The organism is Proteus columbae, from assembly GCF_002777965.1.
GTDB classification, from domain to species: Bacteria; Pseudomonadota; Gammaproteobacteria; order Enterobacterales; family Enterobacteriaceae; genus Proteus; species Proteus columbae.
Genome location: NZ_NGVR01000014.1, coordinates 62468 through 87301, shown reverse-complemented (window position 1 = coordinate 87301; position 24834 = coordinate 62468). Strand labels below are relative to the sequence as shown.

Annotated in this window: 23 protein-coding genes, 1 tRNA gene and 1 pseudogene; 11 read left to right on the top strand and 14 right to left on the bottom strand. The window is 38.1% G+C overall.

Annotated features, from left to right (window positions below; translation table 11 throughout):
• The 4 genes and pseudogenes from CBE70_RS06380 to CBE70_RS06365 form a co-directional block, all read left to right on the top strand.
• The coding region (locus CBE70_RS06380; protein ID WP_232797370.1) for a beta strand repeat-containing protein at nucleotides 1-3265 on the top strand (3265 nt) is incomplete at its 5' end.
• 102 nt (nucleotides 3266-3367) lie between these two features.
• Nucleotides 3368-4621, top strand: a complete 1254-nt coding sequence (locus CBE70_RS06375) for a TolC family protein (RefSeq protein WP_100158679.1) — start codon at nucleotides 3368-3370, stop codon at nucleotides 4619-4621.
• 24 nt (nucleotides 4622-4645) lie between these two features.
• A complete protein-coding gene (locus tag CBE70_RS06370) occupies nucleotides 4646-6811 on the top strand; it encodes a type I secretion system permease/ATPase (RefSeq protein WP_100158678.1) in 2166 nt (721 codons plus the stop codon).
• A gap of 16 nt (nucleotides 6812-6827) precedes the next feature.
• A pseudogene (locus CBE70_RS06365) lies at nucleotides 6828-8119 on the top strand (HlyD family type I secretion periplasmic adaptor subunit).
• A 102-nt stretch (nucleotides 8120-8221) separates the two neighbouring features.
• On the opposite strand, the gene CBE70_RS06360 reads toward CBE70_RS06365, so the two are convergent.
• From CBE70_RS06360 to mutY, 5 genes are all read right to left on the bottom strand, one after another.
• A complete protein-coding gene (locus CBE70_RS06360) occupies nucleotides 8222-8632 on the bottom strand; it encodes a hypothetical protein (protein WP_100158677.1) in 411 nt (136 codons plus the stop codon).
• 431 nt (nucleotides 8633-9063) lie between these two features.
• Nucleotides 9064-9139, bottom strand: a tRNA-Phe gene (locus tag CBE70_RS06355).
• A gap of 250 nt (nucleotides 9140-9389) precedes the next feature.
• Nucleotides 9390-10460 (bottom strand): membrane-bound lytic murein transglycosylase MltC, encoded by a 1071-nt coding sequence (mltC, locus tag CBE70_RS06350; protein ID WP_100158681.1) that lies wholly within the window; start codon nucleotides 10458-10460, stop codon nucleotides 9390-9392.
• Between the two features lie 63 nt (nucleotides 10461-10523).
• Nucleotides 10524-10796, bottom strand: a complete 273-nt coding sequence (locus CBE70_RS06345) for an oxidative damage protection protein (RefSeq protein WP_098943971.1) — start codon at nucleotides 10794-10796, stop codon at nucleotides 10524-10526.
• A 29-nt stretch (nucleotides 10797-10825) separates the two neighbouring features.
• Nucleotides 10826-11866: an A/G-specific adenine glycosylase gene (mutY, locus tag CBE70_RS06340; RefSeq protein WP_100158676.1), complete on the bottom strand. Its 1041-nt coding sequence runs from the start codon at nucleotides 11864-11866 to the stop codon at nucleotides 10826-10828.
• A 216-nt stretch (nucleotides 11867-12082) separates the two neighbouring features.
• On the opposite strand from mutY, the gene trmB reads away from it, so the two are divergent.
• The 5 genes from trmB to CBE70_RS06315 all read left to right on the top strand — a co-directional run bounded on the left by trmB (nucleotide 12083) and on the right by CBE70_RS06315 (nucleotide 16013).
• A complete protein-coding gene (gene trmB, locus CBE70_RS06335) occupies nucleotides 12083-12802 on the top strand; it encodes a tRNA (guanosine(46)-N7)-methyltransferase TrmB (RefSeq protein ID WP_100158675.1) in 720 nt (239 codons plus the stop codon).
• On the top strand, nucleotides 12802-13128 hold the full coding sequence (locus tag CBE70_RS06330; protein WP_023581025.1) for a YggL family protein: 327 nt from the start codon (nucleotides 12802-12804) through the stop codon (nucleotides 13126-13128). Before trmB ends, CBE70_RS06330 begins: the two co-directional genes overlap by 1 nt.
• 74 nt (nucleotides 13129-13202) lie before the next feature.
• Complete coding sequence (glsB, locus tag CBE70_RS06325; protein WP_100158674.1) at nucleotides 13203-14129, top strand: glutaminase B; 927 nt, start codon at nucleotides 13203-13205, stop codon at nucleotides 14127-14129.
• A 22-nt stretch (nucleotides 14130-14151) separates the two neighbouring features.
• A complete protein-coding gene (locus tag CBE70_RS06320; RefSeq protein ID WP_100158673.1) occupies nucleotides 14152-14889 on the top strand; it encodes a DUF2884 family protein in 738 nt (245 codons plus the stop codon).
• A 173-nt stretch (nucleotides 14890-15062) separates the two neighbouring features.
• Nucleotides 15063-16013: a siderophore ABC transporter substrate-binding protein gene (locus tag CBE70_RS06315; RefSeq protein ID WP_100158672.1), complete on the top strand. Its 951-nt coding sequence runs from the start codon at nucleotides 15063-15065 to the stop codon at nucleotides 16011-16013.
• Between the two features lie 113 nt (nucleotides 16014-16126).
• Here the strand turns inward: CBE70_RS06315 and hemW are convergent, their stop codons facing one another.
• From hemW to CBE70_RS06290, 5 genes are read right to left on the bottom strand one after another with little or no spacing between them, the layout of a single operon-like run.
• Nucleotides 16127-17257: a radical SAM family heme chaperone HemW gene (gene hemW, locus CBE70_RS06310; protein ID WP_100158671.1), complete on the bottom strand. Its 1131-nt coding sequence runs from the start codon at nucleotides 17255-17257 to the stop codon at nucleotides 16127-16129.
• A complete protein-coding gene (locus CBE70_RS06305; protein ID WP_100158670.1) occupies nucleotides 17250-17843 on the bottom strand; it encodes an XTP/dITP diphosphatase in 594 nt (197 codons plus the stop codon). The genes hemW and CBE70_RS06305 overlap by 8 nt, the downstream gene beginning before the upstream one ends.
• Nucleotides 17844-17854: 11 nt before the next feature.
• The gene (locus CBE70_RS06300; RefSeq protein ID WP_069367057.1) at nucleotides 17855-18412 is read right to left on the bottom strand and encodes a YggT family protein; all 558 of its coding nucleotides are present in this window, start codon (nucleotides 18410-18412) and stop codon (nucleotides 17855-17857) included.
• Nucleotides 18413-18430: 18 nt separating this feature from the next.
• Nucleotides 18431-19249, bottom strand: coding sequence for a pyrroline-5-carboxylate reductase (gene proC / locus CBE70_RS06295; protein WP_100158669.1), 819 nt, complete (start codon nucleotides 19247-19249; stop codon nucleotides 18431-18433).
• 14 nt (nucleotides 19250-19263) lie between these two features.
• The gene (locus tag CBE70_RS06290) at nucleotides 19264-19962 is read right to left on the bottom strand and encodes a YggS family pyridoxal phosphate-dependent enzyme (RefSeq protein WP_100158668.1); all 699 of its coding nucleotides are present in this window, start codon (nucleotides 19960-19962) and stop codon (nucleotides 19264-19266) included.
• A gap of 21 nt (nucleotides 19963-19983) precedes the next feature.
• Here CBE70_RS06290 and CBE70_RS06285 point away from each other — a divergent pair, with 21 nt between their 5' ends.
• Nucleotides 19984-20988, top strand: a complete 1005-nt coding sequence (locus tag CBE70_RS06285) for a type IV pilus twitching motility protein PilT (RefSeq protein ID WP_100158667.1) — start codon at nucleotides 19984-19986, stop codon at nucleotides 20986-20988.
• Nucleotides 20989-21036: 48 nt separating this feature from the next.
• On the opposite strand, the gene ruvX is transcribed toward CBE70_RS06285, so the two are convergent.
• From ruvX to rsmE, 4 genes are all read right to left on the bottom strand, one after another.
• Nucleotides 21037-21456 carry a Holliday junction resolvase RuvX gene (gene ruvX / locus CBE70_RS06280; RefSeq protein ID WP_100158666.1) on the bottom strand — a complete coding sequence of 140 codons (420 nt, stop codon included), beginning with the start codon at nucleotides 21454-21456 and terminating at the stop codon, nucleotides 21037-21039.
• A complete protein-coding gene (locus tag CBE70_RS06275) occupies nucleotides 21456-22019 on the bottom strand; it encodes a YqgE/AlgH family protein (protein ID WP_023581015.1) in 564 nt (187 codons plus the stop codon). The genes ruvX and CBE70_RS06275 overlap by 1 nt, the downstream gene beginning before the upstream one ends.
• Before the next feature lie 142 nt (nucleotides 22020-22161).
• The gene (gshB, locus tag CBE70_RS06270; protein WP_100158665.1) at nucleotides 22162-23118 is read right to left on the bottom strand and encodes a glutathione synthase; all 957 of its coding nucleotides are present in this window, start codon (nucleotides 23116-23118) and stop codon (nucleotides 22162-22164) included.
• Between the two features lie 10 nt (nucleotides 23119-23128).
• The gene (rsmE, locus tag CBE70_RS06265) at nucleotides 23129-23860 is read right to left on the bottom strand and encodes a 16S rRNA (uracil(1498)-N(3))-methyltransferase (RefSeq protein WP_100158664.1); all 732 of its coding nucleotides are present in this window, start codon (nucleotides 23858-23860) and stop codon (nucleotides 23129-23131) included.
• A 251-nt stretch (nucleotides 23861-24111) separates the two neighbouring features.
• On the opposite strand from rsmE, the gene CBE70_RS06260 reads away from it, so the two are divergent.
• Nucleotides 24112-24765, top strand: a complete 654-nt coding sequence (locus tag CBE70_RS06260) for a prepilin peptidase (RefSeq protein WP_100158663.1) — start codon at nucleotides 24112-24114, stop codon at nucleotides 24763-24765.
• Nucleotides 24766-24834: the final 69 nt, after the last annotated feature.

The following is a 24834-nucleotide window of genomic DNA, read 5'->3' as shown; positions in this document are numbered from 1 at the left end:
GACAATCACCAAACCTGACGGTAGCACTGACACCGTTGAACACACGCTGACGGCAGATGAAGTGACCGCGGGTAAAGCGGATGTCACTATTCCGGCAGATAAAGCAACTCCAGACGGTAACTACTCTGTTACGGCTGAAATCACTGATCCAGCGGGTAATACCAGCGGAAAAGGCCAGCCAACTGATTTTACAGTCGATACTCAAATTCCAGGCGACACTGATGGTGACGGCGTGGTAGATACTACTCCGGTGGTGACCATTCCAGAAGCGGCTAATGGTGTAAATGCCGACGAGTTGAAAGACGGCGTACAAACCGAAGTAACCGTGCCAGCAGGTAGCGCGGAAGGGGATAAACTCACCCTGACAATCACCAAACCAGACGGTACCACCGAGACGGTTGAGCACACACTGACGGCAGATGAAGTAACCGCAGGTAAAGCGGATGTCACTATTCCAGCAGATAAAGTGACGGCAGACGGTAACTATTCGGTCACTGCAGAAATCACCGATCCTGCGGGTAATACCAGCGGAAAAGGTCAGCCAACCGACTTTACTGTCGATACTCAAATCCCGGGCGACACCGACGGTGACGGTGTGGTAGATACAACTCCGGTGGTGACTATTCCAGAAGCCGCTAATGGTGTAAATGCCGATGAGCTAAAAGACGGTGTACAAACCGAAGTGACAGTGCCAAAAGGCAGTGAAGCCGGTGACACCCTGACGCTGACGATCACCAAACCAGACGGTACCACCGAGACGGTTGAGCATACACTGACGGCAGATGAAGTGACCGCGGGTAAAGCGGATGTCACTATTCCAGCAGATAAAGCAACTCCAGACGGTAATTATTCTGTTAAAGCAGAAATCACCGATCCTGCGGGCAACACAAGCGGTGAGGGTAAAGCAACAGACTTTACTGTCGATACGGTTGCACCATCGGCACCGGTATTAAATGCAGAAGATAATGGTTCTGTTTCCGTTGAACTGCCGGGGGATGCCAATAAAGGTGATTCTGTTGAAATTACCTTTGAGGATGAAAATGGTGATAAACAGACTGTAACAATGGAGAAAGGGGATAATGGCTGGACATCTAGCGATCCTAATTTGATCCCAGACAGTCAGGGTAATAACACTACTATTCCATCGGATAATGTAAAAGATAACAGTGAAGTGACCGCAGTTGCTAAAGATCCAAGTGGTAATGAAAGTGATCCGGCAACAGCAACATCTAAAACAGATGTGTTACCGACAGTGAGTATCAGTGTTGATACAACATCAACGGATAGCAAAGGGGATAAGATTAGTGCAGATGCCTCTGTTTCTGGTGAAGTAACTGAAGTTCCTGCAACCGTTGAAGACACAGATGGTACTACTGGATTAGTGTATACCGTTGCTCTGGATTTTGTTGCAACGCAAGATGTGACCGTAACAATCACCTTAACAAATGGTGCGGGTCATGCCAGTGCGCCAGATTATTCAACGCTTGCAGGCTCTCAGCACGACGGAAAAATAACGTTGCATGGTGACACAGGCAAAGTAACGTATGATGGTGCATCAACAGTAACGGTTGTTATTCCTGCTGGATCTAAGAGCGTGTCATTTATGGTTGATCCAACAATGGAAGCTAACAAGAATGCATTTGATGCAGAGGGTATGGAGAAAGTTGTTGCAACCATTACAGGAACATCAGATAACGCCACTGCTGTGACAGATACAGTAAATAACGCTGGCTCTTCTGCTACTGGTGTTATTTATGATGGTAACCCGATTTCATTACGTAATCTGGATGGTGATTTTACGCTGAAATATTCGTTATCCTCATCTAAAGCGGGAACAAACGATTTTGGATATACCATCGGTGCTAACAGCGGTGATGCTGATCCTATGTTAACAACTGATTATAACGATACAATTTATGTTGGTTATTATCAGGATGGTAGTGAAACTTCATCATACAGCAATGTGGCTAACTCTTCAGACAATGGACCTGATGGTTCAAAAACAGATGGTAATCAAAGTATTACAACTGTTGATTTAGGGGCTGGCGATGACCTGATGGTGATCCGCGGTAATATGTTAACCAATACCCGTGTCTATGCTGGTGAAGGTAACGATACTTTTACTATGGATGGTATGAATACGGCGTTGCGTGTTATGTATGCTGGCAGTTATCTCTTTATGGAGTCCGGTGATGACACCGTTACGATTAAACGTACAGGGGTAAAAAATGCTGGACAAATCTATCTAGGATCGGGCAGTGATACATATATTCAGGGGGATGCTAATTCTCAAAATAATACCGAATTATCTGGTTTATTAGATCTGGGTAGTGGTACTCAAGCTAAGTCAAATCTGCCAAAAGAGTATCTTTCTGTTTATCAGGATGGTGGCAATTTCAGTCTGGGTAATGACAATAATATTGACGCAGTTACGGATGTTAATACTGTCACTATTTATGGTTCTGTATCCGGTGAAATTCTAGGTGGATACGGTAGTGATAATATCACTATCACTAAAAACCTGACTGGTAATGTTTCTGTCGGTGATAATGCCGATACCTTAACTGCTGGGTGGATTTATGGTGGTGCTACTGTTTCTATGGGGGACGGCAATGATACTGTTACCGTCACTGAAGGGGCATATAACACAACTATTTCACTAGGGGCAGGAGATGATGTATTTGATTCCACTGGTGCAACTTTAGGTTCAGCTGCGACGACAATTGATGGTGGTGAGGGGAATGACATAATCAAAATAGGTACTATTTCAAATGGTAAAATAACCATTGATGCAGGTGCTGGTGATGATATCGTTGTTCTGACAAAAGACTATGATCCTAAACCTATTGGTAATCAAGGCTATATTAACGGTGGTGAAGGTAGTGATACTCTGGTTCTGACAGGGAATATCTCTGTCAATCTGGCAGCAGGGAAAGATGAAGGTATTGCTGGTTTCGAAAAAGTTGATATGACTGTTGGCAGTGATCTGAAAGCAGACAATGCATCTCAAACCGTCAAATTAACAGTATCGGATGTATTGGGTATGAATGCAAATTCAACGATTTATATTTCTGGTGATGCTAATGATAAAGTTGATTTGGGGGCTGATGGTGTAGGAAGTTTAGGTACATTTACTGCTACCGCCACAACAACTAAAGCAACTGCATTGGATGGCACTGAGCATACTTATACGCTTTACAGTAGTGCAAGTGGTGCTAATGTCTATATCGATAATAATATTATCGATAATGGAGGTGTTTTCTAATTATCCGTTTTAATTAAATTTAAGGCTGCTCGTTCGAGCAGCCTTATTATCCAATCATAAATTTCTATATTTAGGTTGTATTTTTTACTAGAGGTAATATCTGTGTTTTCTATAAATAAACTCAAAATAATAACGTTTGTTATTTTTGGAGGTGTATTATTTAATTCACATGCAAATTCTTTGAAATATATATTAAATAACTCATTAAATAATGCACCTGAGTTATTAGAAGCTAAAGCTGATATAGATGTATCGGTTGCAAGAGTTAATCAGGCTAGAGCTCAGCATTTTCCTGTAATAAGCGTCACTGGAAATAAATTATTAGGTCAATATCATCGTGATGAAAGTGATTATGATAATAATAGTTTTACTCCAGGGCTTAGAGGAGAATTAAATCTCTATTCTTTTGGTGGAATAGAAAATGATGTTGAACGTAATGAAAAAGAACAACAATATTATCAATTTAAATATAGTGAAACTAAAGAAAATGTCGCTTACACCATATCAGATCTCTATTTAAAAGCATTGTTAGCCAAAGAATCTATTGTGGTAAAGAAAAAAAGTTTAGATAGGCATAATAAAATTATCTCTGAATTAAATGTGATAGCCCGTAATGATGAAGGGCGTATTTCTGAATATGTTCAGGCAGAAGCAAGAAAAATATTAGTAGAGCAAGATATTAACTATTATGAAAAAGAATTAATGACAACGCTAAATACGTTATCAAAATATACAGGGTTTCCTGTTGGAGAGAGTGATCTTGTCAATCCTTTTGATGGAATGACGGTCAGTGATATGTATAGAGAATTCACAGCGGAAAATAATAATCAAAATCCTGCCTATCTTGTGAGCCAAGCAGATATAGACGCTAAAAAAATGGGCGTTAAAGTTGAAAATAAAAAACAATTACCACGAATTAATTTAACTGGAAATATAACTAAAGATGATCGTCAGATAGGCATTGATGTGACATGGGATATTATTAATTTTTCATCATTATATTCTGTTGATGAAAAAGTAAGTCAGTTAAATGCGGCTCAGCAGAGAATGGATAGAGTTATTCGAGACATTGAAGAAGCAAGACGTTTATCGGTAATTAATATCCAAAAAAGTACTCAAAAATTAAAGATATTAGATGCACAAATTTTATCATCGACAAAAGTAGTCGATTTTTATCAATTACAATTTAATGTTGCACGTCGTTCTTTGTTAGATGTTTTAAATGCAGAAAAAGAGTTATCTGATGTTGAATTATCTTATGCCACGACATTGGGCGATCTCAGGCACGGGATGCTTGATTATTTGTATGCACAAGGAACACTTTCTCGCTGGGCACTTAATTCACTCACACACTAATAAATAAAGGTAAATATTGTAGTTATGAAATTGATCATAGAAGGTCTTTCTCTTACAACTCAGTTATTAGGCACACATTTATCCGTGGCTACACTAACTGCGCATACAATCCGTACCGCAAAGATGGGAATTGATTTTTCATCACTGATTGAATATCTGAAGAGTGAAGGATTTGAAAATACATTATCACAGCGTTTATTAGATGATATTCCCTCTCTGGCTATGCCAGTATTATTATTATTAAAAAATGAAGAGAGTGCCGTTTTAACAGAAATTTCATTTGATGAAACTGGACAGCGTAAATATAAAATTCAGCAAGTAGATGGTTTATCTGTATGGTTAACTCAATCGGAATTAAATGAAAAGTATTTAGGTTATTGCTGGTTTATTAAGCCTCGTATTACAACAGATGTACGTTCAGAGTTGCCTGAATATTCAATGCCTAAAGCATGGTTTTTTAAAGTCATATGGCGCTTTAAAAAATATTACTATCAAATTATTCTTGCTACTTTTGTGATTAATTTTTTAGCACTTGTCAGTTCATTATATGTCATGAACGTTTATGACAGAGTGATACCAAATAAGTCTTATCAAACACTATGGGTTTTAAGTATTGGGGTAATTCTTGCAATATTATTTGAATTTACAGCCAAAATGCTTCGAGGTCGGTTAACTGATATTGCTGGTAAGAAGGCTGACTTAATTATCAGTTCTGCTTTATTTAGAAAAGTTACAAATCTTAAGTTACAGGAAAGGCCTATATCATCTGGCTCCTATGTTAATAATTTACGAGATTTCGAATCTGTCCGTGATTTTATGACGAGTGCGAGTTTATTAACATTAGTAGATATGCCTTTTTTAATTTTATTTGTATCTGTAATTGCGCTTGTTGGGGGCAATTTAGCTTTTGTACCACTTACGATAATTCCACTGGTTATTATTGTTGGGCTTTTAGCTCAAATACCTTTATCAAAATATATTAATGAATCGATGAAGGAATCATCTCAAAGACAAGGATTAGCAGTAGAAGCTATTGAAGGTATAGAAACGTTAAAAACGAATAATGCAATGAATTGGGCACAAAAGCGTTGGGATTATTACACGGCAAAAACAGCTTCCTCATCAATGAAAGTTAAAAATATCAGTAATTTTGTTATTTATTTTGCTGTTATGATGCAACAGTTAAATACGATATTTTTAGTTATTATCGGTACTTATTTAATTCATAGTGATGATCCCGCAAATAAAATTACAATGGGGGCTTTAATTGCAACAGTTATTTTATCTGGTAGAGCATTATCACCATTAGGGCAAATTGCGGGTTTAGCTATACGTTTTCAACAGGCTTGGGTCGCCTTAAAAGGTGTAAACGGCATCGTTGAAAGGCCTTCAGAACGTGAACCTGATAGGAAATATATTACGTTAAAACAAATGAATGGAAATATAAAATTCCAAAATGTTTCATTTGCTTATAATCAAGATAGTAGCAGTGCAGTGAAAAATTTATCATTTGAAATAAAACCAGGTGAAAAAGTCGGAATACTTGGGCGTATTGGCAGTGGTAAATCAACGACTTTAAAATTAGCAGCTGGGTTATATCCGACGGAACAAGGGAACATTACACTAGATGATGTCGATATTCGCCAAATAGATCCCCATTATTTGCGTAATCAGGTGTTGTTATTAGAGCAGGAACCAAGGCTATTTTTAGGTAGCTTAAGAGAGAATCTTGATTTAGCTCGTATGGATGGTTTTTCTAGTGATCAAGATTTGATTGTAGCACTAAAGCGATTTGGTTTAGATAAAGTCATTAAAAAGCATCCAAGAGGATTAGATATGTCCTTGGGGGAAAATGGGTTAGGTCTTTCTGGTGGACAAAAACAAATTGTTGCTTTGGCTAGAATGACGATGAGAAATCCAAAAGTTGTCTTACTTGATGAACCAACAACGGGACTTGATCAATATTCAGAAATTCAGGCATTAAATGCCATTTCAGCATGGTGTCGTACAAGAACATTATTAGTTGTTACTCATCGACCTCAGGTTCTGAGTATCGTCAACCGAATAATTGTTGTTGATAACGGTAAAGTTGTGATGGATGGCCATAGAGATGCGGTTTTACAGCAGTTAGCTAAAAATGAAAAAGAAAAACAAATAACTGTTCACTCAAAAGCCAAAATAGATAAGTAATATTGAGAACGTTGAAATGAATGAATTAAATAAAAAACAAGTGACGCCTTCAAGTCATCCTAAAGAAGCTTTTTCTAATAAGGATTTAGCACTTCTAAATGACTTACATGCAGCACTTCAGCACGAAAAACATCATAAGAGCTTTATGATGATCACCATGTTGCTTATCTTTATAGTTATTTTTGTTATTTGGGCATGGAACAGTAGTCTTGAAGAAGTTACCCGTGGGCAGGGCAGTATTATTCCCAGCAGCCGGGAACAAATTATTCAGACACTGGATGCTGGGATATTAAAAAGCATGCAGGTTAAAGAGGGGGATATTGTTGAAAAAGGACAAGTATTATTAACACTAGATGATACTCGCTCGTCTGCTATTTTAAGAGAAAGTGAAGCGAAAGTTGATAATCTGGAAGCTATTCGGGCAAGACTTAAAGCGGAGGCTTATTCTACTGAGCTAAAATTCCCAGAGGGATTAGCTGCTGATTTAGTAGCGCGTGAAACAACGGTATATAATATACGTAAAGAGGCGCTGGGGTCAGGGGTAAATAATTTACAAAAAAGCAAAGCGTTATTAGACAGAGAGATCGCAATAACAAGACCTATTGTTGCACAAGGTGCGATGTCTGCTGTGGAATTGTTGCACAAGGTGCGATGTCTGCTGTGGAATTGTTGCGAATGGAACGACAGTCAGCCGATATTCAATCTCAAATAAATGAAAAGAAAAATAAATATTTAACGGAAGCAAGTGCTGAGTTAGTTAAAACAGAAGCAGAATTAGCTCAGGCAAGGGAAAATATGGCAGGGCGTGCTGATCCGGTCGAACGAGCATTAATACGGGCTCCATTAAGAGGGATTGTTAAGAATATACGTATTAATACTGTTGGCGGGGTAATCTCTGCAGGTCAAGATATTATGGAAATTGTCCCATTGGAAGACCAACTATTAGTTGAGGCTTATATCAGCCCGAGAGATGTTGCTTATGTCCGTACAGGAATGCCTGCATTAGTCAAATTAACTGCTTATGATTACGCTATTTATGGTGGATTGGAAGGTATTGTTACTTTAGTTAGCCCAGATACATTGCATGATCAAAAGAGACCTAGTGATTTAAAACTTAATCAAGATGAAGCTTTTTATAGAGTATTGGTGACAACACAGAGTAGTCACCTGACAGATAAAAATGGAAAAGAGCTTCCTGTTATTCCAGGTATGATTGCTAGCATAGATATCAAAACAGGTGAAAAAACAGTATTCCAATATTTGATTAAACCAATTACTAGAATGAAACAAGCATTACAAGAAAGATAGTCACAGTATATAGCCTTATTATCTACTAATAAGGCTATAAGTAGATTTCGATAATCTCACCAATTTGAAATGTTTTTACAGTATGGTTATCAGTATGTCTTTCTATTTATTTTCTGTAGATATATGGCAATTTGATGGAATATTTTCTGATACTGAGTAAACCTTGATAATATCAGCGGCAGCAGGATAATTTTCTGCAAAACCATCTCGTTCACCTTTCAACATCTGAATATCCATTTCAACATAGACAGGTTGTAATGGAACGCCTGCTTTTTCTGATTTAGCTATTGCTGTGCTGACAATACTAGACATAACTTTATCATCACCTTCAACCCAAATAGTTGGTGAACTGTCGCATGAACTAAATTCTCTAGTTTCAGCTCCCCATATATATATTCCTTTTACTATTTTATTATCATTCTTTATTGAAAGGGAGGGGGGCTCATTATTGTTCATGCAACCAGATAAACTAATAAACAAAAGGCTACTTAAAAAAACAAACTGTTTTTTCATTTACTATTTCCTATATGTTCTTCAATTAAATATTAATTAACAAAAATTTTTTATTGATTTTTTGCAATAAGTGCGATTTTTCTTTAGTGGATTTTAGTATCGTCGATGATAAAATTGCGTTGAAATACAACCAGAAATAGCCTATTTATTATTATAAAAAAGTAAGATGAATACTATTATGTAATGTAGCAGAACCTCATGCTGTACCCTATAAGATATATCAATATTCGAAATTATTAATAAATTTATTGATAATTAAAACGATGTTCTAAACGTTTAAATAACTTAAAGGGGAAATGATATTTTGAGTGAGTAAGTTAAGATCCAATGAGGTAAGGCAGATTTTGATTTCTAGGAAGAGAGGGGGGATTTTGAAAATACATAACCTTAGAAAGCAAAAAACCAGCCCTAAGGCTGGTTTTTCTAAATAGTGGTGCCCGAACTCGGAATCGAACCAAGGACACGGGGATTTTCAATCCCCTGCTCTACCGACTGAGCTATTCGGGCAACGGGGCGTATTAAACCCGATATCGCTTTGCTCGTCAACGTTATTTATCACAAAACTGTTTGATTGCTGTTTTTTTAAACTTATTGTTTGATAAAACGCTATTTATCGCGGGGGATGAGTAAAAATAAAGCTAAAGCCTTTTGTAATACTCAAAAATACGTGACGATAAAACCGCTGATTAAGCCTCGATAACAAAAAAGCTTCCCCAAATTTATTGAGGAAGCTTTGTTTTTTTAGATTAAGTATCAACTAACGATAGTTACGTTGAGCTGTACTGACCTTCTCAAGATAACGACGAGATTGGTCGGCAGGGTGTTTATTACGTAATGTGGTATACACCTGCGTTGGCTCTAAGTTGTTAATCATGGCTGCAGCCTGTTTCTTATCGTTATGGAATATCCGTAACACACTACCTGCACCGCCGTTGTAAGCCTGTATAACGGCATAACGGCGCGAAATAGGATCTTTGATATCTCCAAGATAACTATTTTGCAGTATTGAGATATAAGCCGCACCAGCATCGATATTATTAGCCGGATCAAATAAGTAACTACGACTTGGTTGCCCAGATTTTCCTTGCATTCGGAATACATCTCTTCCTGCCGTTGCTGGCATGATTTGCATTAAACCTAGAGCATCAGAACTACTTACAGCATATGGGTTAAAACTTGATTCAATTTGCATAATTGCCAAGATCAGTGATGGTTCAACCCCATATTTAGCCGCTGCTTGTTGAACTAACGGTAAATATTTATGAGCACGTTTATCAAGGTGATTAGGAACAAGATTAATGGTGACATACCAAATTGTATTTATACCGGACTGGCGTTTTTGTAATTTATTGGCAATCAGATAATCTGCAAACTTATTGGCTCGCCATTCCCAGCGTATAGGCTGTCCCGTATTATCAAGAACCTGTCCAGATAAAAACGGTTCAGTGCTGTGAGGAATATTATTAACATCAGAGTAGAGATCAATAGAACCCGGATCTTCACCCATTAATAACGTTGTGACTATCGCCTTATGCAATTGGAATTGAGGTGCATCATCACCTAAAGTTTCTATCGTAATGGTACCCGCTTCAAAATTAATATGGCTACGTGTTTTATAAGCGTTGGTATATTTTACGTAATCTTTAGGACCTGCGATTAATACTTCCTGCATACCCCAAATCATTTCGATATTATTGGCAAATTGCCCCATAAGAATATCGAACGCATTGGTATCCTTTGCGTAATCGGGCTCAAATGTTTTTGGTGGTTGGCTACTACATGAAATGAGTAGAGGGGCGATAATCAGCAAGAGAAGGATTTTTTTCATGGTCAATTGCATCGCTATGGTGAATAAAATACCAGAGCCTTAAAGGCTCTGGAAAAGTGAATATTATTTTTCAGGTGGTGTGTAGCCGTCAATATGAACATCATGGCCTTCAAATAAAAATCGCACCATTTCTTGTTCTAATAGTTTGCGATCATCAGGATTCATGGTGTTAAGTTTTTTCTCATTGATAAGCATGGTCTGTTTTGTCATCCATTGAGCCCATGCTTCTTTTGAGATCTCATTGAAAATGCGCTTTCCAATTTCTCCTGGGTACAACTGAAAATCAAGTCCATCAGCTTCTTTGTTAAGGAAAGTACAAAAAATAGTTCTGCTCATAATAAATCCTCAATATCGCAGGTATTAGCTTAGGCTAATTGTCTAAGTAAATTCTCTACAGGCGCTGCTAACCCTACGGTTGCAGGAGTCTGTAAGTTATACCAAAGTCCTTTTTGTTCCTCCATCATAGAGGTAAACTCTGAGAGTTTTATGCAAATTGGCACAATATCTAAATGAAAGTGGCTAAAAGTATGTCTGAATGAAATCAGCTGTTCTGATTCATTATTATTGAGCCCATGCTCAGCTAACCACTGTTCTAAAAGTGCTTTTGTTTCAAATTGAGGAAAGACAAATAACCCACCCCATATTCCTGCTGGCGGTCTTTTATCTAACCAAACAAGATTATCATATTGTAAAATAAGAAAATAAGTTGTTTTTTCTGGAATAACTTTTTTAGGTTTTTTCCCAGGATAATCTGCCCAATTGTTTTGAGCATAAGCGATACAGCCAGTATTTAATGGGCATAATTCACATTTAGGCTTACTTCTTGTGCAAACCATCGCACCTAAATCCATCATTGCCTGATTAAAATACTCTACACCTTCAGTTGGAGTGACGTTTTCGCTGATCTCCCACAACTTATTTTCAACTTCTTTTTTACCCGGCCAGCCTTCGACAGCATAGCAGCGTGCTAAAACGCGTTTCACATTACCATCAAGAATTGGGTAAGGTTTTTTCAGTGATAACGATAAAATAGCACCAGCGGTTGAACGTCCAACACCGGGTAAGGCACAAACGTCCTCAAAGGTATCAGGAAACTGCCCTTGATGTTTATCTACAATGTGTTGTGCTGCTTTATGTAGGTTTCTGGCTCTTGCGTAATAGCCAAGCCCTGTCCATAAATGAAGCACTTCATCAAGTGGCGCTTTAGCCAATGCGCTGACATCAGGAAAACGTGCAATAAAACGCTCAAAATAAGGAATAACAGTGGCAACTTGGGTTTGTTGTAGCATTACCTCAGATAACCATACGTGATAAGGCGTTTTTTCTTGCTGCCAAGGGAGCGTTTTACGCCCATATTTGTGATACCAATTGAGCACGACTTGCGAAAATTGCTGAGCTTCCATCATGTTTTATTTTATTAACTCATATTCTGATTAAGGTAAGATTGCACCACAGAGAGAATAAACTGTAAACACTCTTAATATTTATCTTATAGAGTGATGCTTCTATGAGTGACTCTTGCTAAACTTAGTGATCTTTGGATAATGTCGGTTAAGTTGCACTATAGCGACATTATAACGATTTTAAGTAAATAATTGGCCTAACGACTGACAGTATTAGACATGATCAAGAATGTAATTTCTCCGGAATTCAATGAAGAAGGGCGTGCTTTACGACGCGTTCGTAGTTTTGTTCGTAGACAAGGTCGTTTAACACCTCGTCAAGAGCAAGCATTAGAAACACAGTGGCCTGCCTTTGGTATTGAATATCAACCGGAACCCATCGACTTCAGTCAGGTTTTTGGACGCGAAGCGCCTGTAATTTTAGAAATTGGCTTCGGCATGGGCGCATCGCTCGTGACTATGGCAAAAAATACACCAGAAAATAATTATTTCGGTATTGAAGTACATGCACCGGGTGTTGGTGCTTGTCTTGCAAGTGCTGAAGAAGAGCAATTAAGTAATCTGAGAGTCATGTGTCATGATGCGATTGAAGTGCTCAATCATATGATCCCAGATAATAGTTTGAAAATGGTTCAGCTATTCTTTCCTGATCCATGGCACAAAGCGCGTCATAATAAACGTCGTATTGTTCAAGTGCCTTTTGCAGAATTAATTTTAAAAAAATTAACGTTAAACGGTGTTTTTCATATGGCGACAGATTGGGAACCATATGCAGAACATATGCTTGAAGTGATGACAAGTGTTGAAGGTTATCAGAATTTGTCAGAAACTCAGGATTATGTACCACGACCAGAAACACGCCCTGTGACTAAGTTTGAAAAACGCGGTCATCGTTTAGGGCACGGAGTCTGGGATCTTATGTTTAAGAGGGTAAAATAATGGCTAAACAACGTAGTCGCCGCTTACGCAAAAAAATGCGTATCGATGAATTTCAGGAATTAGGTTTCTCAGTTAAATGGACTTTCCCAGAAAATACCCCAATTGAGGAAGTTGATCGCTTTGTTGATGAACTGATCCTCAAAGTTATTGAGCCAAACGGGCTGGCATTTGATGCAAGTGGTTACCTGAGCTGGGAAGGCTTAATCTGCTTACAACAAATTGGTAAATGTACAGAAGAACATCGCCAATTAGTCGAAAACTTCCTCAAAGAAAGCAAAATGCAAGATGTACAGACCTCTGAACTATTTGATGTTTGGTGGGATTGATAGAAAGTTATACATTTAGCAAATAATTACAAGGGCATCCAAAAGGATGCCCTTGTCTGTCTGGGGAAGGGACTGTGACTACAACGTTATCTAACACATTACTGTCAGATATTTTGCAACAAATTCGCCCATTAATCGGGCAAGGAAAAGTCGCGGATTATATTCCCGCATTGGCTCAAATACCGCCAGAACAGCTTGCTATGGCTGTTTATACGGTAGATGGTGAACTCTATCAATCAGGCATGGCAGATAAGCGTTTTTCGATTCAATCAATTTCTAAAGTACTTAGCTTAACGCTTGCTTTAACACGTTATGAAGAAAATGAAATTTGGCAACGTGTAGGAAAAGAGCCATCAGGGCTGCCTTTTAATTCCTTGATACAACTAGAAATGGAAAAAGGAATACCGCGCAATCCTTTTATTAATGCTGGTGCCATTGTTATCACTGATATGTTGCAGTCTCGACTTAGTGCGCCTAAGCAAAGAATGTTAGAAGTGATCCGTTTTCTTACTGATACTCCAGATATTTGCTATAACTCAGTGGTTGCAAAATCAGAGATGGAACATCTTAGCCGAAATGCATCAATCGCTTATCTGATGAAATCTTTTGGTAATTTTGAGAACGATGTTATTACGGTGCTTGAAACTTATTTTCACTATTGCTCAATAGAGATGAGTTGCACTGAATTAGTGCGATGTTTTAGTTATTTAGCTAATCAAGGTACATGTGTGGGTAATAAAAATCAGATTATTACGCCAAGACAAACCCGTCAAATAAATGCATTAATGTTAACCTGCGGAATGTATGATGGTGCCGGTGAATTTGCCTTTCGTATTGGTATTCCCGGAAAATCAGGCGTGGGTGGTGGCATTATTGCGGTTGTTCCTGATGCCTTCACGGTTGCAGTTTGGTCACCAGAGCTGGATAAATCAGGTAACTCATTAGCAGGTTGTGCAGCACTTGAATTATTAGCAAACAAAGTCGGGCGTTCAATTTTTTAGGTGTGTTTTCAGGAGCGTTGTTATGAATTTAAGAAAGATTGCTGTCACACTATTTTTTATTGCGGGTACAGCAAATGCATCACCAAGTTTTGATTGTGCTGTAATACCAAAAGATGATTTACGCATAACTTCTGAATTTGTTGAAGTTGCAGGTTCACATGGTTTAATGGTGATTTATCCTGACGGTACATTATTTCAAAATGAAAAAAGTGCCACATTGACACCACAACAACAAGAATTAGCAAAAAAATATCAAGCTACAGTAAGACGAGACGTACCTTGGTTAAGAACGGAAACTGGTGTAAAACTGCAAGATTCTCGCAAAGTGCTTGATAAAGTAGTCATTGAAGCTTTTGGTAAAGAAAGCAATATCCTCAATAGATTAAGTCGATTAGAGAAAGATCTTAATCAGCAAATGGATAGAGTGGTCAGCATAGAACCGAATAACATCACGTTCCATTCTCAAGCTATTAAAGAAGTAGAAGCCAAAGGCCGTGAGATCGTAGAAAGTAGCCTTGGTGGTATGTTGCAAGACAGCATTAATGAATTAGGTAAAAAGCAGTTATTAGCAGCCGCAGGTGGCGACAGTAAAAAAGCCTTAGGCGGATTATTAGGAAGCTTAGATGGTTTCCAAAAGATTATAGATCAGGAGTGGAAGCAGCAAGAAGCTGCATTTACTCAATTTGGTCAGCAAGCTTGTAGCAAAATCACGCAAATGGAAAATCAACGTGTTGAATTAATTAATGCATTAAAAAAGTAGCTGCTCTTTCTCTCGAATGTTTGGGTTATTAACCGGATAATTAATGAGCTTTATAAATGGCAGACTCACAATAATTGAAATTAATAATGAAAATCATTCTTATTCAATTGACTTGTAAGAGGAGCTGTTTAGAATGCCCTGTTTGAGTATTCCACTTAAACAGGGCAAAATTAATGAAGAAGATCCTTCCTTTAGTTATCGCATCTATCCTTTCTGTAACGAGTTTCTCAGCGTTAAGCAAAACGCCAATCGAATACCAACCTAACCAAGTTATTAGTCAGCAGAATGACAAAATGGTGATTAAACACCTGTTGGGTGAAACGTCGGTTACTAAGAACCCTTCAAAAGTTGTTCTATTTGATTTTGGTTTATATGATTCATTAGTTCAGTTAGGTTTAGCCGATAAAGTGGTAGGGTTACCGTTAGGTAATGCACCTGCTTATATTAAAGGAAGTATTGCAAGTAACGTTGCTAATGTCGGTGGTATGAAAGCGCCTGACTTAGAAAAATTAGCCGAGATTAAACCAGATTTAATTATTATTACAGGTCGTCAAGGCGCGTCTTATGAGGCTTTAGCGAAAATTGCACCTACTGTTAATTTAGGAACTAATAGTGCTAATTATCTCAATTCTGTTGAGTCAAACATCAAGTTATTAGGTGAATTATTTGATAAACAGCAAGCGACACAAGAGCAAATTGCTAAGTTAAATACTGTTATTGAGCAAGCTCAGAAAAAAGCAGCAGAGTCTGATAAAAAAGTTTTAGTATTACTGCATAATGCTGGTAATTTGATGCCAAATAACCAAAGTGTTGTTTATGATGTGGTTAAAGTGAAGAGAGCTGAATTACCGCCAGTTGCTGAAGAAGATAAAGGTAAACGTCGTGTCGTTACCTCTGAAATGATCGCGAAAGTAAATCCTGATGTGATTTTTATTATCGACCGCAGTGAAGCGATTGGTGCAGGTAAATTAGAGAAAGCCACCTTTGAAAATAATGAAGTAAAAACAACATCGGCTTATAAAAATGGCGATATTGTTTATCTGCAAGCAGATCTTTGGTATCTCTCTGGCGGTGGATTAGATAGCTTAACTAAGCAGATTGAAGCAGTAGAAAGCGCACTCTAAGATTTCTATGATCGTTTAAATAGCTTCATCATAAATAAAAAAATACCCATATTGTGAATTGAACTGAATACAGTATGGGTATTTTTTAAGTTAGCTATTTGAAATCAGCAATATTAAAGAAATAGTTCAAGTAATGAATTTAAAAATAGCTTACCGTGAGGGGTTATTTGCCAGTGCGTTTCTGTTTCACTGATATAACCCAATGCTAGCGCTTCATCTATTTGATGGCGAATAATCTCTTCGGCAAGCCCCGTATAATCGCTGAAATCTTGTCTTGGAAATGCTTCCAATAGGCGAAAACGGTTCATAAAAAATTCAAATGGACGGTCATCATTATCAACAAAATTTTGCTGGTGGAGATAACGACCTTCCATAAAACCTTTAGGGTGCTTGGTTTTTACTGTTCGCATTATGCGACCATCTTCAAAACTTATTTTTCCATGAGCACCACAACCGATACCTAAATAATCACCAAAACGCCAATAGTTTAAGTTGTGCTCACACTGAAAGCCCGGTTTGCAATATGCTGATGTTTCATATTGTTGATAACCTGCTGCTGTTAGTAATTTATCGCCTTCTGAGAAAATATCCCACAGCATATCGTCATCAGGTAATTTAGGTGGACGTGAACCAAATTGCGTATTGGGTTCAATGGTTAATTGATACCAAGACAAATGCGGTGGAGATAACTCTATTGCTTGCTGTAAATCCGAAAGCGCTTGAGATAATGATTGGTCTGGCAATCCATGCATTAAATCTAAATTAAAGCTACGTAAGCCTAATTCTTTGGCTAAACGAGCCGCATTTTTAGCTTCATCAGCATCATGAATGCGCCCTAGGCGAATAAGCTTATCGTTACCAAAACTTTGCACACCAATAGAAATACGATTTACACCCGCACGTTGAAATCCAGCAAAGCGTTCAGCTTCTACGGTTCCTGGATTTGCTTCCATAGTAATTTCTGCATTAGGGCTAACAGCAATGCGCTCTTTCACACCATAGAGTAAATCAGCCATTGACTCAGCGCTTAATAAGCTAGGTGTACCGCCACCAATAAATATGGTTTGCACTTCACGGGAGCCAACGTGAATAAGATCGGCATCTAAGTCATTGAGTAAATGTTGCACATATTCCTGATGTGGTACTTCACCCTTTAAGGTGTGAGAGTTGAAATCACAATAAGGGCATTTTTGTACACACCAAGGAATATGAATATATAAACTTAATGGGGGCAACTTAAGCATTCTTAAGGGCATCCAACATTAATTTAAGTGCTTTACCACGATGCGAATGCTGATTTTTTTGCTCTTTAGTTAATTGCGCAGCCGTACAATTTAATTCAGGAACAAAGAAAATAGGATCGTAGCCAAAGCCCCCTTCACCGTGCATTTCGGTGCTTAACACACCTTGCCAAATACCGTGGAAAATGAGAGGGGTTGGATCGTTTTCATGGCGCATATACACTAACACGCAGTTAAATTGAGCTTGGCGTTTTTCAGCGGGTACATCTTTCATTGCATCAAGCAATTTATCCAGATTTTGCTGATCACTTGCATCAATACCTGCATAGCGTGCTGAGTAAATACCCGGAGCACCGCCTAAAGCATCTACCGAAATACCTGAATCATCAGCAATGGCTGGAAGGCCTGTCACTTTTGCAGCATGACGTGCTTTGATTAGCGCGTTTTCAACAAAAGTTAAGCCTGTTTCTTCCACTGAATCAACACCCAGTTCAGTTTGAGCAACAATATCTAAACCAAAATCAGAAAGCAAAGAGGCTAGCTCTTTGACCTTTCCTGGATTTCCTGTTGCGAGAACGACTTTTTGCATACGAGTTATCCTTAGTAAAGCGTTACGCTAAGTAGCCATTGTAAAACGTCTACACGTAGATAATTCAGGGCGTAAAGCACAAGAATAACAATCATTGCAGAGAAATCTAAACCGCCCATCGCCGGAATTACACGACGAATTGGTGCCATTAAAGGTTCTGTTAATTGAAATAAAAGGTGATCAATTGGATTACGACCTTGACTTACCCAGCTAAGGATTGCGCGAATAATGATCAACCAGAAAATTATCTTACCTGCTGCTGTGAGCAGTTCAATAAAGGCAAATGGGAACATTAAAGAGAAAGGAATAGATGTCCCAGATAAGTAAGATGGAATAATAATACCAAGCAGAATGAGGATATAGGCTAATAAGACTGAAGCGGTATCAATAGGGCCAATAGAAGGAATAACACTTCTTAATGGGCGAACAATTGGCTGTGTGATCTTGACGATAAATTGTGAAAAAGGATTATAAAAATCAGCTCTGACACATTGCATCCAAACACGTAATAGAAGTACGGATGTGTAGAGTTGAAGAAGAGTCAGAATGACGAAATTTAAAAAATTCATTAGTTGGCCCTGATGAAATTAAAATTGTTTTTCCATTTCTTGCGCACGTTTAATCGCAGCTTGCATGGCAGAAGCGACGTTTTCAGGTAATTTACCTTCATAAAACTGCATAAGTGCGGCAGCTGTCGTTCCACCTTTTGATGTTACTTGCTCGCGTAAAGTTGAGAAAGGTAACATATGTTGTTTCTCAGCTAAGGCGGTAGAACCACTTGCGGCTTGTTGCACAATAGCTCTTGCTACTTCAGGTGAAAAACCTAAACGTTCGGCTTCTTGTTGCATTGATTCCATAAACAAGAAGAAATAAGCGGGTGCACTACCAGCAACGGCGATAATATCATTGATGGCAGATTCTTGCTCTACCCAAACAGTTGTTCCGACACTTTTCATTAATTTGTCTGCAAACTGTTTATCTTGAGATGAAAGTGAATTGTGCGCAAACATACCGCTTAAGCCTTTACCTACTAATGCCGGAGTATTTGGCATGATGCGAACAAGCTGTAATTGAGTCGCAAAATAGTCGTTATAACGAGTGGCAGGAATGCCAGCGGCGATAGTAAGGACTAATTTTTTACTCATGGCGATATTTTGTAAAGGCTTACATACTTCTTCCATCATTTGTGGTTTTACTGCCAGTACAATAACATCTGCTTTTTGAACGGCATCAATATTGTCATTAGTGCTATAAATACCAAACTCTTTCTCTAAAGGTTCACGGCGAACGGCAGAAGGTGAGCTGACGGTTATCTTATGTGCTGGATATCCACCTTGAACCAACCCTACAATAATGGCATGAGCCATATTTCCAGCGCCAATAAAAGCGATGTTACGATGTTCCATATAAACCTCTATTTTTACTTAGTCGCGTAATCTCTTGCGCCAAAAATTGCTGTACCAATACGAACGAGTGTTGAACCACAAGCAATAGCTGCTTCCATATCACTCGTCATTCCCATAGATAACGTATCTATATTGGGATATTGAGATTGTAATTGCTTAAATGCGAGATGCATTTTTTCTAACACTTCAACTTGTTTTTCATACCTGCTTTCAGGTGCTGGAATAGCCATTAATCCGCGTAATTTAATGCCTGAAAGAATAGAAATTTGTGCTGCTAACCCATCAAGCTCAGTCAGATTAATACCTGATTTACTATTTTCATCACTGATATTTATTTGAATAAGTACATTTAATGGTGGCAATGAGTCAGGACGTTGGTCACTCAATCTTTGAGCGATTTTTAATCTATCAATGGTATGACACCAATCGAAATTCTCAGCAACTAGGCGTGTTTTATTTGACTGTAAAGGGCCGATAAAGTGCCAAACTAAGGCATGGTTATTAGCAAAATAATGGATTTTATCAACACCTTCTTGGACATAGTTTTCACCAAATTCAGTTTGTCCACATGCTATTGCTTTTTCGATGTCACTCGCAGGTTTTGTTTTACTCACTGCAAGTAGTGTTATTTCTTCTGAAGAACGGCCGCATTTCTGCGCTGCTGTGTCAATGTGAGACCTGACATTGACGAGATTCTGTTTAATAGTATTCATGGCAACTCAGGAGATAATAAGATGAAAATGGAAAATTTAATTGCATATAGTGTAAAGCATAACGCTTCGGATCTGCACCTTTGTTGTGGTGATGTACCTCGATTGCGGATCAATGGAATACTTTATCAACAAAATCAATGTAAACCTATCACTTCTGATAGTCTACTAACGTGGCTCAGTCCTTTTTTGAGTGATGCTCAAAAGCAAACTTTTGCGCATGAAGGACAAGTTGATACAGCACTTACGCTGTCTTGTGGGCAACGACTTCGTGTTAATTTATTTCGCCAACAACAAGGTGTTTCAGCAGCATTAAGAATAATTGAAACACAAATTCCTTCTTTAGATAAACTTCGAGTACCTAAGTCGGTTTCAGCGTTATTAGATAATTATTCTCATGGACTTATTTTAGTGACTGGCGCAACAGGAAGTGGAAAATCATCGACATTAGCTGCAATGATCAACCATTTAAACCAATATCAACGTCAGCATATTTTGACATTAGAAGATCCTATTGAATTTATTCATAGCAATAAGCAAAGCATTGTACAGCAAAGGGAAATAGGGCGAGATGTTCAACATACTGCAAATGCAATAAAAAGCGCTCTACGCCAAGATCCAGATGTCATTATGTTGGGTGAATTAAGAGATGCACAAAGTATTCAGTTGGCATTAACGGCAGCTGAAACAGGGCATTTAGTGCTGGCAACATTGCATACTCAAGGAGCGGCACAAACGCTTGAGCGCGTAACTAATGTATTTACAGGTAATGAGCGACAATGGATTTCATCACAATTAGCGTGCAGTTTAAGGGCGATAATTTCACAAGAGTTAGTGCCTTCAACGGAAGGTGGGCGTGTGGCATTATTTGAAATAATGCAGGTTACGCAGGGTATTTCGCATCTTATAAGAGAAGGTAAATACCACCAAGTGACAACATTAATGCAAACAGGTAGTGAATACGGTATGCAAACCTTCATGTTAAGTCGGCAGCAACGCCAACATGAAGGTTTAATTCAAGCTGAGTGATAACTTATAAGTAAAAATAGGTTGGGAGCATGAGGTAGAATCTATTTTTTAGAATTGCTGTTCAAACCAGCTTTCAAGAATAATGACGGCAGATGCTGCATCTACACTTCCTTTATTTAAAGAACGGTAACCACCACGTTCAAAAAGATGAGCGCGAGCTTCTACGGTGCTAAGGCGTTCATCATGCAACGCAATTTGTACACCAAATCGACCATGAAGGCGATTAGCAAACTTTTTAGCTTGAGTTGTGACTAACTGTTCGGTGCCATCCATATTAAGAGGTAAGCCGACTACCACTAAATCAGGTTGCCACTCTTTTATGATTTTTTCGATTTGAGTCCAATCAGGAATACCATCCTTTGCTTTAAATGAGGCTAAAGGTCTTGCAGTTCCTGTAATTTCTTGACCGATAGCTGCGCCAATGCTTTTAGTGCCGAAATCAAAGCCCATTACCGTTCTGTTTGACATTATGCATGACCCGCTATTGGTGAAATGGTGTGGATATTAATCCCAATTAATTCAGCGGCTTTATGCCAACGTTCAGCAATAGGGGTATCAAAAATAATTTGAGGTGAGGCTTCAACTGTTAGCCAGCTATTTTCTAAAATTTCTTTCTCTAATTGGCCTTGTTCCCAACTAGAATAACCGAGAGAGACTAATGTTTTTTCTGGTTGTCTTGCTGTGCCTAAGGTTTCTAATACATCTTTGGAAGTTGTGATCATTGTGCTGTCACTAATTTTGATGCTAGAACTAAAACCTGAAACTGGAGTATGCAAGATAAAACCATGTTCTTCTGCAACTGGGCCTCCTGACATCACAGGTTTTTGTAAGCTAATCGCTTCGTCTCTATCAGTCGAAAAAATTTCCAGTTGATCTAATACACCTTCCACAGAGATATCTTCGATAGGTTTATTAATAATTAAGCCCATCGCACCGTTTTCATTATGTTCGCAAACATAGACGACCGAGCGTTCAAATAACGGATCGCTTAATGAAGGCATAGCAATAAGAAAATGGTTAAGTAAATTCATAATAGTAGTACTGTTCCCTGATCATTTTTATTAAAAAACCTAGCCCTTTTATACATTGTATTTCTTAATGTATACCGCTTATTGATTAATATGTGGGGGCTAGGTTCATACTTTTAAACCCTTTAATCTCAGTGTTTAAAAGTTAGTTTTTCTTGTTTAAGCGTACTTCAATAGCATCCATTAACATACCTGTAATAGAAACATCAGGATAAGCTGCTTCAATTTCACGCGCACATGTTGGGCTTGTAACGTTAATCTCTGTTAAACGATCGCCAATAACATCTAATCCGACAAAAATAAGGCCTTTTTGTTTAAGAATAGGTGCAATTTGGCGCGCAATTGCCCAATCACTTTCTGTTAATGGGCGTGCTTCTCCACGACCACCAGCAGCTAAGTTGCCTCGAGTTTCACCTTTTGCAGGAATTCGAGCTAAGCAATAAGGCACAGGTTCGCCATCAACAACAAGAATACGTTTGTCGCCGTTAACAATTTCAGGTAGGAAATTTTGTGCCATACAGAAACGATGACCATGTTCTGTCAATGTTTCAATAATAACACCTACGTTTGGATCATCTTTTTTCAAGCGGAAGATTGATGCACCACCCATACCATCTAGTGGTTTGAAAATAACATCACCATGTTTTTCATGGAAAGCACGTAAATGCTTAGCTTCACGAGTGACTAATGTATCTGGTGTTAATGTTGGGAACCATGCAGTAAAGAGTTTTTCATTACAGTCACGTAAGCTTTGTGGCTTATTAACTATCAGCGTTCCCATATCTTCAGCGCGTTCTAAAATATAGGTTGCGTAGATAAATTCGGTATCAAAAGGCGGATCTTTACGCATTAAAATAGTATCTAGCTCACCTAAAGCAATATCCTGCTCTTGGCCAAACTCAAACCATTTTTCTGGGTTTTCTTCTACGCTGAGTAAACGAGTGTGAGCGCGTGCTTCACCTTGGTGTAGGTAAAGATCGTTCATCTCCATATAATGAATTTCCCAGCCACGACGTTGCGCTTCTAATAGCATGGCAAAGCTGGTGTCTTTTTTGATTTTGATGGATGAAATTGGATCCATCACAATACCTAATTTAATCATTACTTCTCCTTTATCCCAGATCGCCGAACCGAACCTGCAAAGCGGTGATTGCGGTGAGTGCTGTTGTTTCAGTTCTTAATACACGAGGACCTAATAAAATATCAGTAAAATGGTGCTCTGCTGTCATGGCGATTTCTTCAGGAGAAAGTCCGCCCTCAGGGCCAATCAATAAGCGCACTTTTTTAACCGGTAAGGGTAAGGTATTAATACTTTGGCTAGCCCTAGGATGTAAATTGAGTTTTAAACTGCCATCATCTTGAGCACACCATTCTTCTAATGACATCACCGGCATTAATTGTGGGATGCTATTCCTGCCACATTGCTCACATGCCGAGATAATAATTTTTTGCCATTGCTGATGTTTTTTCTCTAAACGGCTAGGGTCAAGTTTAACACCACAGCGTTCTGAGATCAGCGGAGTGATAGTATTAACACCTAACTCAACTGATTTTTGAATAGTAAACTCCATTTTCTCGCCCCGTGAAAGTACTTGCCCTAAATGGAGGTCGAGAGGGGATTCTTTATCATCAACAATGCCTTCATTAATTTGCACAGTGACTGACTTTTTTGTGCTTTCTATGATTTCAGCATCAAATACCTGATTTGAACCATCAAACAGTGCCAGTTTTTGCCCAGTAGACATTCTTAATACACGCCCAACATGATTAGATGCTTCTTCATCTAATGCTGTTTGAGTGCCTGCTGTGAGTGGTTCTGGATGATAAATGCGAGGAATACGCATAACGTGAAACCCTTACGTAAAAGATGGTTAACCGTGATAAATAAAATATGTGATATGCATCATACGCATGACATTATGGCATGCAAGTTATCACTTTGCTTTTGTCGTTATTATAGCGTGGATCTTATTGCGTGTTTTGTCGCAAAATTTCATGTTTTCATCGTTATTATAAAGAAAACTCTCGGTATTAAATGAGTCCTCTTATACAGTCGATTAACAAGGATAACGAGGTATCTAAGGAGTAGATATTTATGCCACTAAGCCGTTGCTGTTTTATAAAAAGACCTTTACTTTCTTTTTTGAATGACTTTCTTGTTTTTATTAAGTTTTGTCTGCCTTTTTCACTATTATTTATGTTACCTAAAACCCGTCGTAAACAGCTTGCTATAAGCTATCTTATTATTTGTTTATATTGGTTTTTTTCAATTTATTCGCTTTCTTTATTGATAATCTTTTCTGTATTAAGCTTTTATTTGTTAATGCTCTCTTTCTTTGATGCCGACTATTTTCTTCTGCCTAATATGTTGACTTATTGGTTAATATTTTTAGGGCTATTGTGCAATTACACTGTATATGGATTAGTACCTTTTGATCATGCTTTTTATGGTTTTCTTGGTGGTACGGGGCTTTTTTACGGCATCTATTTATGGGGATATTTTATCTGCCAAAAATGTGTTTTAGGTTTTGGTGATGTGAAATTATTTGGTGCTATTGGTGCATGGTGTGGGTTTGAAAAATTACCCTATATTCTTTTGCTTGGCTCTTTTTTAGGATTAAGTGTGTATTTTACAGTATTAATCACAATAAAAGATCACATAAAAAAAGTGGCATTTGGTTCTTGCCTTTCATTTTCAACATTAATGGTATTAGGTTTCTATTTTTCGTCTTATAACTCCTTTAATTAATTGATTTCAATATTTTTTGTTAGGAATTTATAATAAAAATACAAAATAGTAAGAATCGAAATAAAGAAG